Genomic DNA, 14,473 nt, shown 5'->3' with positions numbered 1-14,473 from the left:
AGAGGGCGCCGGGATGGGCAACGGAGCGGGCCGTCCGGAGCCGCGCGAGCCGGCGGACGACGGCACTCGCGGGCCGCGGGACGCCGGCCGCCGCGAGCCGACGGAGGCGGAAGCCGCCGAGCGGCGGCAGATCGACGCCATGAACCGGTTCTCCGACGAGCCCAACGCGCGCACCGCGCCGCCCGCCGCGGAGACCGCCGCCGCCCTGGACGGCGGCGCCGCCGGGGCCGACCGGCGGCGCGACGCGCTGCTGCTGGAGACCGGGCACGACCTGGCGGAGACCGAGTCGCTGTCGGCCGCCCTGAAGACGGTGACCCGGCTGTCCTCCCCGGGCTTCCCGCTGGACGGGCTGGTGGTCTTCGGGGTCACCGACAAGTTCCTGAAGGTCATCGGCCAGTGGGGCTACCGCAGGGGCGACGACGAGCAGGCGTTCCACATGCCGGTCGCGACGACCTTCCCGGCCACCGAGGTGGTCGCCGGGGGCCGCGCGGTGTACCTGTCCTCGCCCGGCGAGTACCGCTCCCGCTACCCCGCCACCTGGCCGCTGGCCGCCCGCTACGGGCGGCAGGCCTGGGCGTTCCTGCCGCTGGTGACGTCGGGGCACGTCAGCGCGGTGTGCCTGGTCTCGTTCCGTACGCCGATGGAGTTCGGCACCGACGAGCGGGCGCTGCTGGTGCTGATCGCCCGGCTGGTGGCGCAGGCGCTGGAGCGCACCAGGACCGGCACCGCGGAGCTGGCGCTGTCGCGGGGGCTGCGGCGCAGCATGGGGGCCACCGCGCCGGCGACGGCCGGGCTGACGGTCGCCACCCGGTATGTGCCGACGGGCGGCGGGCTGGTGGTCGGCGGCGACTGGTACGACGTGATCAACCTGCCCGGCGGGCGGCTCGCGGTGGTCATCGGCGACGTCCAGGGCCATGACGTGCACGCCGCCGCGCTGATGGCGCAGCTGCGCACGGCGGTGCACGCGTACGCCGCCGAGGGCCACGGGCCGGACGCGGTGCTGGTGCGGGCCTCGCACTTCCTGGCCGCGCTGGACGACGACCGCTTCGCCACCTGCCTGTACATCGAGGCGGAGCCGTCCACGGGGATGCTGCACATCGCGCGGGCCGGGCATCCGCACCCGGTGCTGCGGCTGCCGGACGGCACGTGCATGCTCAAGCACGTGGGCGGCGGGCTGCCGCTGGGCCTGATGCCGGGCACCGAGGACTACCCGGTGACCGATCTGGAGCTGCGGCCCGACGAGATCCTGATGCTGTGCACCGACGGCCTGATCGAGACCGGCGGGCACGACATGTACAGCGGCTGGGTGCGGGTCAGGGACGCGATGTCGCCGGGGCCGACCGACGACCTGGAGGGCATCGCCGACCGGCTGATCAAGGCGGTGAACGACCCGCTGGCGCAGCCGCCGGTCCGCGAGGGCGACGACGAGCGGGCGGCGGCCGGTGCCCGCCCGGACCTCGCGCCGCGCAACGAGGACGACATCGCGCTGCTGCTGCTGCGCCGTGACGCGGGCGTGCAGCAGCGGGTGGTGCCCGAGCGCAAGCTGGTGCTGACCATCGAGCAGGACCAGGCGCAGGGGCTGTCGGAGGCGCGGGCGGAGCTGCAGGCGCTGCTGCACGACTGGGCGCAGCCGGACCAGGTGGACACCGCGGTGCTGCTGACGTCGGAGCTGGTCGGCAATGTGCTGATGCACACCGACCAGTCGGCGTCGCTGTCGGCGTCGCTGACCGGTGAGCCGGGCCGCCGGGTGCTGCGGGTGGAGGTCGCCGACAACGGCGACGAGCTGCCGCACCAGCGCAGCCCCGGCGAGATGGCGTCCTCCGGGCGCGGGCTGATGCTGCTGGACATCCTGTCGGGCCAGTGGAGCGTCCGGCCGGAGTCGGAGGGCAAGACGGTGTGGTTCTCGCTGTGGGAGGACGAGGAGGAGGACACGGCCGAGGAGCCGGCGGACGGCGAGGAACCGTCCGTCGACTCCTGGGAGTGAGCGCCGCCCGGCGTCCGGGCGGCGGGGTCAGTGGTGCTGCGGCATCGCGTCGGCGATCTGGTCGCGCAGCTCGTCCGGCGACAGGTAGGCGTCGGTGTACTCGAAGTCCCGCAGTGTGGCGGGCTTGCGCGACTGGAAGCCGGTGCGGACGAAGTCGTCGCCGGCCACCGCGTTGAGCAGCCAGTTGGTCAGCACCCGGGTCTTGGCGACGTTGGTGCGCAGCGCCGACCAGTGGTAGCCGCGGGCGACGGCCTGCGCGGGCATGCCGCGCAGCTCGATGCCCATCGGCTTGGACACCGCGTCCCGCCCGCCGAGGTCGACGACCAGCCCGAGGTCCTTGTGCTTGTACGGCGTGAGGGGCCGGTGCCGGATCGAGGCGATGACGTTGTCGGCGGCCCGTACGCCCTGGCGCATGGCGTGCTGCGCGGTGGGCGGGCAGACCGCGCCCTCCTCGCCCTTGGTGAGGTCGGGTACGGCGGCGGCGTCGCCGAGCGCGAAGACCCCGTCGGCGCCGGGCAGCGTCATCTCGGGGGTGACGGCGAGCCGGCCGCGTACCGTCTCGGCGCCCAGCGTGCCGATCAGCGGGCTCGCCACGACGCCCGCGGTCCAGATCAGGGTGCGGCAGGGCACCACCCGGCCGTCGGTGAAGGTGACCTCCTCCGGCCCCGCCTTGGCGATGGACACCCCGAGCGAGATCTCGATGCCGCGGTCGCGGAGGATCCGCTGGGCGCTGTCGCCGAGCTTCTCGCCGAGCTCGGGCATGAGCTTGGGGGCGATGTCGATCAGGTGCCACTTGATGAGCTTGGGATCCAGCCGGGGGTAGCGGCACAGCGCGGCGCTGGTGAGCCGCTGCAGGCATGCCGCGGTCTCGGTGCCGGCGTAGCCGCCGCCGACGACGACGAACTGCAGCCGCGACTCGCGTTCGACCGGGTCGTGCGAGGCGTCGGCGAGGTCCAGCTGGGCGATGACGTGGTCGCGTACGTACGCGGCCTCGGCGAGCGTCTTCATGCCGCGGGCGTTCTCGACCAGGCCGGGGATGTCGAAGGTGCGGGTGATGCTGCCGGGGGCCAGGACGATGTAGTCGTAGGGCTCGTTGACCATCTCGTCCGTTATCGTCCGCACCACGCAGACCTTGGATCTGGTGTCCACGCCGACCGCGCCGCCGGGGATGATCCGGGTGCGGTAGCGGCGGCTGCGGCGCAGTGACACCGCGATCGACTGCGGTGTCAGGATCCCGGAGGCCACCTGGGGAAGCAGCGGCAGGTAGAGCTGGTAGGAGAACGGCGTGACGAGCGCGATGTCCGCCTCGTCCCTGCCGAGGTTGCGCTCCAGCCTGCGTACGGCTCCCACCCCGGCGAAACCGGCGCCCACCACGAGGATCTTCGGTCGTGCCACGATGTCGTCCCTTTCTGGGGGTGCCTGCGGTCCGGCGGTTCGCCTTCCCGCACGCGGGCGCTTCGCACCTCCTGTCCTACCCCGGGGCCCTGCGCCCCGCCACCGGGCGGGGTGCGGACGGACGGGGTCGGATCGGGCCGCGGCTCGCTACCATGCTGGTGCTCTCGCACGGTTCGCCCTCGTACTCCCGGGGCCGCGGACGGCCCCGGGGTCCCCCACAACTTCCGGAGGTAGACATGCGCAAGAGGCAGGCCGGGGCACGCGGCTCGCGGTTAGGCACCTGCGGCACGGTCGCGGCGGTCGCCGTGCTGGGCGGCGCGCTGGGGATGTCGTCCGCGGCGGCGGCGGAGGTCTCACCGCTGCCGGTCGGGGCACACCAGACGTTCGTCGGGCAGGTCAACGGGGTGACGATCAACGCGGTGATCAAGGTCGGCTGCTTCGGACCGGTCAGCTGGGACTCCACCGGCCACCCGCTCGCCGGGCAGACGGTGTCGGTGCAGCTCGTCCAGGGCAACACTCCCGCGCAGGCGCGGGTCGGCTACACGGGTGAGTCGGCCGACCGGGTGCTGGTCGCCTTCGGCAACGCCACGTCGGTGTCGGCCCAGACGGTGATCAAGGCGTACGGGCTGGCGGTGCCGATCCCGGCGGACCTCAACCTGCCGTGCTCCGGCACCGGGACGGTCGGTTTCGTCCCGGCGCCGACCAGCGCGACCGCGCAGCCGGCGACCGTGGACGTCACCTTCGTCAGCGTGGGCGTGACTCCGGCGGGCTGAGCCGGGCGGCGGCGTCCGCCGCGGGCCCGCACCGGGTACCGCTCGCGTCCGCGCCGGTTCCTGTGCCGGCGACCGAGCGGACGACCAGGCGCCCGGGGCGGCGGGCGCCGCCGCGTTCCAGGGCCAGCGACCACAAGGCCAGCAGCAGCGCGCCGCCGGCGAGCCCGGCGCCGACCCAGTTGGCGGTGGCGTAGCTGTGGCCGGCCGAGACGACCAGGCCGCCGAGCCAGGCGGCGAGCGCGTTGCCGAGGTTGAAGGCGCCGATGTTGGCGGCCGAGGCGAGCGTCGGGGCGCCGGCAGCCTGGTCGAGCACCCGCTTCTGCAGCGGCGGGGTGGTGGACATCCCGAGCGCGCCGACGGCGAAGACGGTGCCGGCGGCTGCGGCCTTGTCGTGCGCGGTGAAGGCGAACAGGCCGAGCACCACGGCGAGGCCGCCGAGCGAGGTGACCAGCGCCGGCATCAGCCGCCGGTCGGCGAACCTGCCGCCGGCGAGGTTGCCGGCGACCATGCCGAGCCCGAGCAGCACCAGCAGCCAGGTCACGCCGCCGTCGGAGTAGCCGGTGACGTCGGTCATCATCGGCGCGAGGTAGGTGAGGGCGGCGAAGACGCCGCCGAAGCCGAGCACGGTCATGCCGAGGGCGAGCAGCACCTGCGGGTTGCGCAGCACCGCCACCTCGTGCCGGAGGCTGACGCCTGCGGGGCGCGGCAGGTCGGGGACGAGGGCGGCGACGCCGATCATGCCGAGCACGCCGAGGCCGGCGACGACCACGAAGGTGGCGCGCCAGCCGGCGCCCTGGCCGACGAAGGTGCCCAGCGGCACGCCGAGGACGTTGGCGACGGTCAGGCCGGTGAACATCGCCGCGATCGCGCCGGCCCGCTTGGCGGGTGCGACGAGCTCGGCGGCCACGACCGAGCCGATGCCGAAGAAGGCGCCGTGCGCGAGCGAGGTGACGACCCGGCCGGCGAGCATGACGCCGAAGTCCGGGGCGGCGGCCGAGATGAGGTTGCCGGCGGTGAAGACGCCCATGAGCAGCACCAGCATGCGCTTGCGGGTGATCTTCGTGCCGAGCGCGGTCATCGGCGGCGCGCCGGCCGCGACACCGAGGGCGTATCCGGTGACCAGGAATCCGGCGGTCGGGACCGAGACGCCGAAGTCGTCGGCGACCTGGGGAAGCAGCCCGATGGGCACGAACTCGGTGGTGCCTATCCCGAAGGCCCCGATGGCGAGGGCCAGCAAGGCGAGAGGCATGAGGGGCACACCCTTCCGATGGCATGTGTATGCGGCGCATGTGTATGTGCGGCAGCGCGTTAAGCGCGTCGGCACTTAACACGCGCTGACAATAGTTGCAGGCGCGGGTTATTTGCAAACGCGTTAGAGTGGGGCGGAAGCGGGCGGAACCAGGCCCGGCAGCCGCCGCCCACCGCCCCGCCATGGAGGAGCGATGACCGCCACCGATCCGGCCATGACCGCACTCGCCGCCGGCTGGTGCGCCCTGTCGCTGCTGCACGGGCGGATCGAGGCGCACCTGGAGCGGGCGCTCCAGGACGGCCATGGGCTGAGCGTCCGCGAGTTCTCGCTGCTGGACGTGCTCAGCCGGCAGCACGACGGCGAGGGCGGGCATCTGCAGATGAAGCAGGTCGCCGACGCGGTGGTGCTCAGCCAGTCCGCGACGACCCGGCTCGTCACCCGGCTGGAGGAACGCGGCCTGCTCTCGCGCTACCTGTGCCCCACCGACCGGCGCGGCATCTACACCGACGTCACCGCGGCCGGCGCGGACCTGCTCGCCGCCGCCCGCCCGACCGGCGACGCGGCGCTGCGCGAGGCCCTCGGCCGGGCCGCCGCCGACCCGCGGCTCGCCCCGCTGGTCGCCGCCGTCGAGCACATCGGCGGGCCCGTCCCCGCCTGACTCCGCGCCCCCACCGCACCCGGCGGCGTACGGTTACCAGCCTGGGCCCGCGGACCGCCGCGGCCACCCCCGAGCAGCGGGAGGACGAGGTGCGGATCGCGGTCTTCGGCGGCACCGGCGGCACCGGGCGCCGGTTCGTCGCGCAGGCGCTGGCCGCCGGCCACCAGCTGATCGCGCTGGTACGCGACCCCGCCAAGGCGCCGCCCGCCCACGACGGGCTGACCGTGCTCACCGGCGAGGCGACCTCGGACCAGGGCGCGGTGACCGCGGCCGTCACCGGCGCCGACGCCGTCGTCAGCGCACTGGGCACCGAGCGCACCTGGCAGGGCGTACGGGCGCCCACCGTGATGGCCGAGGCGACCGCGCGCATCGTCACGGCGATGCGGGAGGCGGAGGTGGCCCGGGTGGTGTGGCTGTCGGGGCTGGGCGTCGGGGACACCCTCGCCGAGGTGCCGCCGCTGCCGCGGCTGGCCTACCGCGCGCTGCTAAGCCGGGTCTACGCCGACAAGGCGGCCGGCGAGCGCCTGCTGCGCCGCAGCGGGCTGGACTGGACGCTGGTCTACCCGGTGATGATGACCAACGGCGCCCCCACCGGCCGCTACCGGCACGGCGAGCGGCTGGAGCTGCGCGGGGTGCCCACCGTCGCGCGGGCCGACGTGGCCGCCTTCATGCTCGGCCGGGTCACCTCGGGCGACTACCTGCACAAGATCGCGGTGATCGCGGACTGACCCGCCCGGCAGGGGAGTTGCCGCCCACCAGGGCGTTACCATCGTCCCTCCGCGGGTGCGGCCGGCGCCCGTTCACACGGAAGGCGGCGGCGGCCCGCGATGAAGGTGGTTGTTTTCGGTGCCTCGGGCATGGTCGGGCACGGGGCGCTGCGCGCCGCGCTGCTGGACGACGGCGTCACGGAGGTGGTCGCGGTCGGCCGCAGCCCGCTGGGCCTGGCCCACCCCAAGCTGCGCGAGGTCGCGCACCACGACTTCACCGACCTCACGCCCGTCGCCGCCGAGCTGGCCGGCGCGGACGCCTGCTTCTACTGCCTGGGCGTGTCGACCAGCGGCCACAGCGCCGAGGTCTACCGCCGGGTCAGCCACGACTTCCCGCTCGCCGCCGCGCGCCTGCTGGCGCCGGGCAACCCCGACCTGACCTTCACCTACGTCTCGGGCGCCGGCACCGACAGCACTGAGCAGGGCCGGGTCGCGTGGGCCCGGGTCAAGGGCCGCACCGAGAACGCCCTGCTCGCGATGGACATGCGCGCGTACATGTTCCGCCCCGGCTACATCCGCCCGGTCGACGGAGCGGTCTCCCGCACCCGGCTCTACCGGATCGCCTACCGGCTCACCTCCTGGCTCTACCCGCTGGCGCACCGCCTGGTCCCGGACCGGGTGACGACGACCGAGGTGCTGGGCCGGTCGATGCTGGCGGTGGTGCGGCTGGCGGGCGCCGGGCCGCACATCCTGTCCACCCGGGACATCAACCGGCTGGGCGCGGGGGCCGGCGCGTGAGGCCGCGTTCGGCGACTCGGGCGGTCTTCACGCCCGGGGGACATACCCCGGGGGCCGAGCGGGCACAAGCTGCGTCATGACCGAGATCGGACTGCCCAGCGGCATCCGCGCCTGCCTCTTCGACCTCGACGGGGTCCTCACACCGACGGCGCTGGTGCACGCCGCCGCGTGGAAGGAGACCTTCGACGCGCTGCTGCGCACCATCGAGGGCCCGGACTTCCAGCCCTTCGACGCCACCGCCGACTACGACGCCTACGTGGACGGCCGGCCGCGCGCCGACGGGGTGCGGACCTTCCTGGCCACCCGCGGCATCGAGCTGCCCGAGGGCGAGGAGAACGACCCGCCGGAGCTCAACACCGTGCAGGGCGTGGGGAACCGCAAGAACGTGCTGGTGCTGGAGAAGATCCGGGAGGACGGCGTGGACCCGTACCCCGGCTCGGTGCGCTACCTGGAGGCGGTGCGGGGCGCGGGGCTGCGCACCGCGGTGGTCTCCTCCAGCGCCAACTGCAAGGACGTGCTGGTCTCGGCCGGCATCGAGCAGCTCGTCGACGTGCGGATCGACGGCGTCGTGGCCCGCGAGCGGGGCCTGCGCGGCAAGCCGAAACCGGACACGTACCTGGAGGCGGCGCACGACCTGGGCTTCGGCCCCGACGCGTGCGCGGTCTTCGAGGACGCGCTGGTCGGCATGGACGCCGGGCGCGCCGGCCGGTTCGGCTGCGTGGTGGGCGTGGACCGCGTCGGGCAGGCCGAGGAACTGCGCAGGCACGGCGCCGACGTCGTCGTGAAGGACCTCGCCGACCTGCTGGAGCCGCACCGGTGATCATCGACCCGGCCTTCGAGGTCTCGCCGTGGAGCCTGCGCGAGCACGAGCTCAACCTCGACCTGCTGCCGCAGAGCGAGTCGGTCTTCGCGCTGTCCAACGGGCACATCGGCTGGCGCGGCAACCTCGACGAGGGCGAGCCCAACGGCCTGCCCGGCTCGTACCTCAACGGGCTGCACGAGCTGCACCCGCTGCCGTACGCGGAGGCCGGCTACGGCTACCCGGAGTCGGGCCAGACCGTCATCAACGTCACCAACGGCAAGCTGATCCGGCTGCTGGTCGACGACGAGCCGTTCGACCTGCGCTACGGCACGATCCGCTCGCACACCCGCGAGCTGGACCTGCGGGCCGGGGTGCTGCGCCGGGAGTGCGAGTGGGTCTCCCCCGCCGGGCGGGCGGTACGGGTGCGCTCGACGCGGCTGGTGTCCTTCCAGCAGCGCGCGGTCGCCGCGATCGCCTACGAGGTCGAGCCGCTGGACGACGGCGAGGTGCGGCTGGTGGTGCAGTCGGAGCTGGCCGCCAACGAGGAGGTGCCGCACGCGGCGGGCGACCCGCGGGTCTCGGCGGCGCTGGAGTCGCCGCTGCAGCCCGAGGAGCACGCCGCCTCCGGCACCCGGCTGCGCCTGGTGCACTCCACCACCCGCAGCCGGCTGCGGGTCGCGGCGGCGGCCGACCACCGGGTGCAGGGCCCGGCCGGCACCACGCAGGTCTCCGCGGACTCCGGCGCCGACGTCAGCCGGCTCACCGTCACCTCGGTGGTCAAGACCGGCGAGTGCCTGCGGCTGGAGAAGTTCGTCGCCTACGGCTGGTCGGCGACCCGCTCGCTGCCGGCGCTGCGCGACCAGGCCGACGCGGCGCTGGTCGGCGCCAAGGACACCGGCTGGCAGGGGCTGCTGGACCAGCAGCGGGCGTATCTGGACGACTTCTGGGAGCGCGCCGACGTCGAGGTGGACGGCGACACCGAGATCCAGCAGGCGGTGCGCTTCGCGCTCTTCCACGTCCTCCAGGTCGGCGCGCGGGCCGAGGAGCGGGCGCTGCCGGCCAAGGGCCTGACCGGCTCCGGCTACGACGGGCACACCTTCTGGGACGCCGAGACGTTCGTGCTGCACATGCTGTGCCTGACCTCGCCGCGGGCCGCCGCCGAGGTGCTGCGCTGGCGGTACAACACGCTGCCCGCCGCCAAGGAGCGGGCGCGGCAACTGGGCTTCGAGGGCGCGGCGTTCCCGTGGCGCACCATCAACGGCGAGGAGGCGTCCGGCTACTGGCCGGCCGGCACCGCCGCCTTCCACATCAACGCCGACATCGCCGACGCCGTCGTGCGGTACGTCGCGGCCACCGGCGACGAGGCGTTCGAGCGCGACACCGGCCTGGAACTGCTCGTGGAGACCGCCCGGTTGTGGCGCTCGCTGGGCCACCACGACCACGCCGGCGCCTTCCACATCGACGGCGTGACCGGGCCGGACGAATACAGCGCGATCAGCGACGACAACGTCTACACCAACCTCATGGCGCAGGGGAACCTGGACGCCGCCGCCGACGCCGCAAAGCGGCACCCGCGGCACGCGGCGGCGCTCGGCGTGACCGACGAGGAGACCGCGGCCTGGCGGGACGCGGCGGCGGCGATGACCCTGCCGTACAACGACGACCTCGGGGTGCACGAGCAGTCGGCGGGCTACACCCGGCACCAGGTGTGGGACTTCGCCGGCACCGACTCGGCGAACTACCCGCTGATGCTGCATTACCCGTACTTCGACCTCTACCGCAAGCAGGTCGTCAAGCAGGCCGACCTGGTGCTGGGGATGTATCTGCGCGGCAACGCCTTCACCCCGGAGCAGAAGGCGCGCAACTTCGCCTACTACGAGCCGCTGACGGTACGCGACTCGTCGCTTTCGGCCTTCGGGCAGGCGGTGATCGCCGCCGAGGTCGGGCACTTGCAGCTGGCGTACGACTACATCGGCGAGTCGGCGCTGATCGACCTGGAGGACCTGGAGAACAACGCCCGCGACGGGCTGCACATCGCGGCGCTGGCCGGCACCTGGACGGCGCTGGTGGCCGGGCTCGGCGGGATGCGGATGGTGGACGGCGGGCAGTCCATCGGCTTCGCGCCCAAGCTGCCCGACGCGCTCAGCCGGCTGGCCTTCCGGCTGCTCTTCCGCGGCCGGCGGCTGCGGGTGGAGGTGGGCAGGACGTCGGCGACGTACACGATGACCGGCGGCGGCCCGCTGGAGGTGCGGCACTACGAGACGCCGTTCACGCTGCACCCGGACAAGCCCGAGGAGCGCGACCTGCCCGAGTTCACCCACCGCCCGCCGCCCCGGCAGCCCCCGGGCCGGGCCCCGCTGCGGCGCCGGCAGCAGAAGTAGCCCGCCGGGCCGCGCCGATGGCCGCCGGCCCGGCGGGAAGCGGGTGACGCGGGGCGGAGCGGGCTGACACACTGGCCCGGTGCGCGACTACGACATAGTGGTGATCGGTTCGGGCCCCGGCGGGCAGAAGGCGGCCATCGCGGCGGCCAAACTCGGGCGGCGGGCGGCGCTGGTGGACCGCGGCGACCGGCTCGGCGGGGTCTCGCTGCACACCGGCACCATCCCGTCCAAGACGCTGCGCGAGGCGGTGCTCTACCTCACCGGCCTCAACCAGCGCGACCTGTACGGGCAGAGCTACCGGGTCAAGGAGGACATCACCGTCGCCGACCTGACGGCCAGGACCCAGCACGTGGTCGGCCGCGAGGTGGACGTGGTGCGCAGCCAGCTGTCCCGCAACCGGATCACCGTGCTGGACGGCACCGGGCGCTTCCTGGACGACCACACCGTCGCGGTCACCGGCCCCGGCGGGCAGGAACGGGCGGTCACCGCCGACCACGTCGTCATCGCCACCGGCACCCGGCCGGCCCGACCGGCGAGCGTGGAGTTCGACGACGTCACGGTCATGGACTCCGACAGCGTGCTGCGCATGGACCGGGTGCCGCGCTCGATGGTGATCGTGGGCGCCGGCGTCATCGGCATGGAGTACGCCTCGATGTTCGCCGCGCTCGGCAGCCGGATCACGGTGGTCGAGCAGCGCGAGGGCATGCTGGACTTCTGCGACGCCGAGATCGTCGAGGCACTGCGCTACCACCTGCGCGACCTCGGGGTGACCTTCCGCTTCGGCGAGACGGTCGCCGCGGTGGAGCGGCACGAGCGCGGCACGCTCACCGTGCTGGCCAGCGGCAAGAAGATCGCGGCCGACGCGGTGATGTACAGCGCCGGCCGGCAGGGCCTGACCGACGGACTGGCCCTGGACAAGGCCGGGTTGACCGCCGACAAGCGCGGCCGGCTGGCGGTGGACGAGCACTACCGCACGGCCGTCCCGCACATCTACGCCGTCGGGGACGTCATCGGCTTCCCGGCGCTCGCCGCGACCTCGATGGAGCAGGGCCGCTGCGCGGCCTACCACGCCTTCGGCGAGCCGGCCCACGGGCTGGCGGACCTGCAGCCGATCGGCATCTACACCATCCCGGAGATCAGCTTCATCGGCCGCACCGAGGACGAACTGACCGACGCCTCCGTGCCGTTCGAGGTCGGGGTCTCCCGCTACCGGGAGCTGGCGCGCGGCCAGATCATCGGCGACGCGCACGGCATGCTCAAGCTGCTGGTGTCGCCGCAGGACCGCAAGCTGCTGGGCGTGCACTGCTTCGGCACCGGCGCGACCGAGCTGATCCACATCGGGCACGCCGTGATGGGCTGCGGCGGCACGGTGGACTACCTGGTGGACGCGGTCTTCAACTACCCGACGCTCGCCGAGTCGTACAAGGTGGCCGCGCTGGACGTGACCAACCGCATGCGGCAGATCGACCGGCTGGACTGACGCCGGCTCCCTGTGCACGCCCGGGCATTGACAACCACTGCCCCCATGTCAAATATGGGAGCGCTCCCACGCATGGCACCCCCACATCCGCCTCAGCGAAGGTGAGAACTCCTGTGCGCCCAGGCATTGCGATCAGCTCGGCCCCCTTGCGCAGACGGCTCGCCGCCTGCGCCTCCGTCGTGGCACTCGGCGCCGCGCTGCTGGCCGGCGGCCAGGCCGCCAGTGCCGACGACCCCGGCACCCCCGCCCCGCAGGCCGTCGACGTCACGGTCAACGCCGCCGAGGGCCAGGGCACCATCCCGGACACCGCCTACGGCCTCAACAGCGCGGTGTGGGACTCCCAGATGAACGCCCCCCAGGTCCAGGACCTGCTGTCGGCCGCGAACATCGGCATGCTGCGCTACCCCGGCGGCTCCTACGGCGACATCTACCACTGGGTCGACAACACCGCCCCCGGCGGCTACGTCGCACCCGGCACCGACTTCGACGCGTTCATGGGCACGGCGAAGAAGATCGGCGCGCAGCCCATGCTCATCGCCAACTACGGCTCCGGCACGCCGCAGGAAGCCGCCGACTGGGTCCGCTACGCCAACGTCACCAAGAACTACGGCGCGAAGTTCTGGGAGGTCGGCAACGAGCTGTACGGCAACGGCCATTACGGCAGCGGCTGGGAGACCGACAACCACGCCGACACCTCGCCGACGGCCTACGCGAACAACGTCGTCTCCTACGTGACGGCCATGAAGGCGGTCGACCCGACGATCAAGGTCGGCGCGGTGCTGACGCTGCCGGGCAACTGGCCGGACGGGGTGATGGCCGGCGGTGAGACCTCCGACTGGAACCACACGGTGATCCCGCTGGTCGCCGGCAAGGCCGACTTCGTCATCGTGCACTGGTACCCGGGCGGCTCCGACGCCGCCGGGATGCTCAACACCCCCTCGCAGCTGGCGGGTGAACTGGCCCAGCTGCACGACCAGTTGGCCGAGGGCGGCGCGGCGGGCATGCCGGTGGCGCTCACCGAGCTCAACTCGAACGTCTTCGAGACGACGCAGCCCAACGCGCTGTTCGGCGCGGACGCCTACCTCACCGCGCTGCAGAGCGGCGTCTTCACCGTCGACTGGTGGGACACCCACAACGGGCCGGGCACCATCAGCACCGCGCCGGACGGGGCGACCGACTTCAACGACTACGGCATCCTGTCCAGCGGCACCTGCGTCGGCACGGTGTGCGAACCGCCGCTCAACACGCCCTTCGCGCCCTACCACGCCATCTCGATGCTCAGCCATCTCGGCACGCCCGGCGACCAGTTGATCGCCGCCGCGAGCGGCAGCCAGCTGGTGGCCGCGCACGCGGTGCACCGCAAGGACGGCGACCTGAGCGTCATGCTCATCAACAAGGACCCGGCGAACCCGCAGACCGTCGCGCTGCATTACGCGGGCTTCACCGCGGACGGCTCCGCGGCCACCGTCGACACCTTCCGCGACCGGGCGTCGGCCATCGACAGCACGACCGCGCCGGACACCGGCACCTGGACGCTGCCGCCGTACTCGATCACGACGGTGACCGTGCACCCGAAGTCCGGCACCTCCTCGGCCCTGAGCGCGCCCGGCGCCCCGAAGGTCACCGCCGCCGGCGCCACCAGCGCCACCGTGAGCTGGACGCCGTCCAGCGGCGGCAAGGCCGACCGCTACGAGGTCTACCGCCAGGCCGGCGCCAACAGCGAGCTGCTGGCGACCTCCACCGGCACCTCCGCGACCGTGCACAACCTGCCGCCCGGCAGCACCGGCACCTGGAACGTCCTGGCCAGGGACGCGAGCGGCCACCTGTCGCGCCCCTCGGACCCGGTGACCGTACGCACCGGCACACCGCAGGACGCGACGTGCAAGGTGTCGTACGACCTGACGGCCGGCTGGGGCAACGGCTTCAACGCCAACGTCACCGTGACCAACACCGGGCCGGCGACGATCAACGGCTGGACGCTGGCCTTCACCTTCCCCAGCAGCGGCGAGTCCGTCAGCGGCTTCTGGAACGCCAACCTGAGCTCCGACGGCAGCCATGTGACGGCGACCCCGGTGGACTGGAACGCCACCCTCGCCCCGAACGGCGGCAACTCGGCGACCTTCGGCTTCACCGGCGCCAACAACGGCGCCTACCAGCCGCCGACGGTCTTCACGCTCAACGGGACGGTCTGCACCACGGTGTGAGGCCCGTCCGCCCTTCTGGCCCGCCTGCCGCACCCGCCGCCT

Annotated in this window: 11 protein-coding genes; 9 read left to right on the top strand and 2 right to left on the bottom strand. The window is 73.4% G+C overall.

The features are described 5' to 3' along the window. The first annotated feature begins 13 nt into the window (after nucleotides 1-13). A complete protein-coding gene (locus HCN08_RS28360; protein WP_167986120.1) occupies nucleotides 14-1,984 on the top strand; it encodes an ATP-binding SpoIIE family protein phosphatase in 1,971 nt (656 codons plus the stop codon). A 27-nt stretch (nucleotides 1,985-2,011) separates the two neighbouring features. On the opposite strand, the gene HCN08_RS28355 is transcribed toward HCN08_RS28360, so the two are convergent. Beyond that, nucleotides 2,012-3,379 (bottom strand): NAD(P)/FAD-dependent oxidoreductase, encoded by a 1,368-nt coding sequence (locus HCN08_RS28355; protein WP_167986119.1) that lies wholly within the window; start codon nucleotides 3,377-3,379, stop codon nucleotides 2,012-2,014. 236 nt (nucleotides 3,380-3,615) lie between these two features. Between HCN08_RS28355 and HCN08_RS28350 the strand changes: the two genes are divergently transcribed. Beyond that, nucleotides 3,616-4,152, top strand: a complete 537-nt coding sequence (locus HCN08_RS28350) for a hypothetical protein (RefSeq protein WP_167986118.1) — start codon at nucleotides 3,616-3,618, stop codon at nucleotides 4,150-4,152. Here the strand turns inward: HCN08_RS28350 and HCN08_RS28345 are convergent. Continuing rightward, complete coding sequence (locus tag HCN08_RS28345) at nucleotides 4,124-5,401, bottom strand: MFS transporter (RefSeq protein WP_167986117.1); 1,278 nt, start codon at nucleotides 5,399-5,401, stop codon at nucleotides 4,124-4,126. The genes HCN08_RS28350 and HCN08_RS28345 overlap by 29 nt on opposite strands. A 193-nt stretch (nucleotides 5,402-5,594) precedes the next feature. Between HCN08_RS28345 and HCN08_RS28340 the strand changes: the two genes are divergently transcribed. From HCN08_RS28340 to HCN08_RS28310, 7 genes are all read left to right on the top strand, one after another. Beyond that, on the top strand, nucleotides 5,595-6,059 hold the full coding sequence (locus tag HCN08_RS28340) for a MarR family winged helix-turn-helix transcriptional regulator (RefSeq protein ID WP_167986116.1): 465 nt from the start codon (nucleotides 5,595-5,597) through the stop codon (nucleotides 6,057-6,059). Between the two features lie 89 nt (nucleotides 6,060-6,148). Beyond that, nucleotides 6,149-6,787, top strand: coding sequence for an NAD(P)-dependent oxidoreductase (locus HCN08_RS28335; protein ID WP_167986115.1), 639 nt, complete (start codon nucleotides 6,149-6,151; stop codon nucleotides 6,785-6,787). A 99-nt stretch (nucleotides 6,788-6,886) separates the two neighbouring features. Then, the gene (locus tag HCN08_RS28330; RefSeq protein WP_167986114.1) at nucleotides 6,887-7,564 is read left to right on the top strand and encodes a Rossmann-fold NAD(P)-binding domain-containing protein; all 678 of its coding nucleotides are present in this window, start codon (nucleotides 6,887-6,889) and stop codon (nucleotides 7,562-7,564) included. Nucleotides 7,565-7,640: 76 nt separating this feature from the next. Beyond that, complete coding sequence (locus HCN08_RS28325; protein ID WP_167986113.1) at nucleotides 7,641-8,384, top strand: HAD family hydrolase; 744 nt, start codon at nucleotides 7,641-7,643, stop codon at nucleotides 8,382-8,384. After that, nucleotides 8,381-10,747 carry a glycoside hydrolase family 65 protein gene (locus HCN08_RS28320; RefSeq protein WP_167986112.1) on the top strand — a complete coding sequence of 789 codons (2,367 nt, stop codon included), beginning with the start codon at nucleotides 8,381-8,383 and terminating at the stop codon, nucleotides 10,745-10,747. The genes HCN08_RS28325 and HCN08_RS28320 overlap by 4 nt, the downstream gene beginning before the upstream one ends. 79 nt (nucleotides 10,748-10,826) lie before the next feature. Next, nucleotides 10,827-12,227, top strand: coding sequence for a Si-specific NAD(P)(+) transhydrogenase (sthA, locus tag HCN08_RS28315; RefSeq protein ID WP_167986111.1), 1,401 nt, complete (start codon nucleotides 10,827-10,829; stop codon nucleotides 12,225-12,227). A 113-nt stretch (nucleotides 12,228-12,340) separates the two neighbouring features. Next, entirely contained in the window at nucleotides 12,341-14,431 is a 2,091-nt protein-coding gene (locus tag HCN08_RS28310) for a cellulose binding domain-containing protein (RefSeq protein ID WP_322974735.1), read from the top strand. Nucleotides 14,432-14,473: the final 42 nt, after the last annotated feature.

It is taken from the genome of Actinacidiphila epipremni, assembly GCF_012034175.1.
Lineage (GTDB): Bacteria > Actinomycetota > Actinomycetes > Streptomycetales > Streptomycetaceae > Actinacidiphila > Actinacidiphila epipremni.
This window is presented reverse-complemented; position numbering and strand designations above follow the sequence as displayed.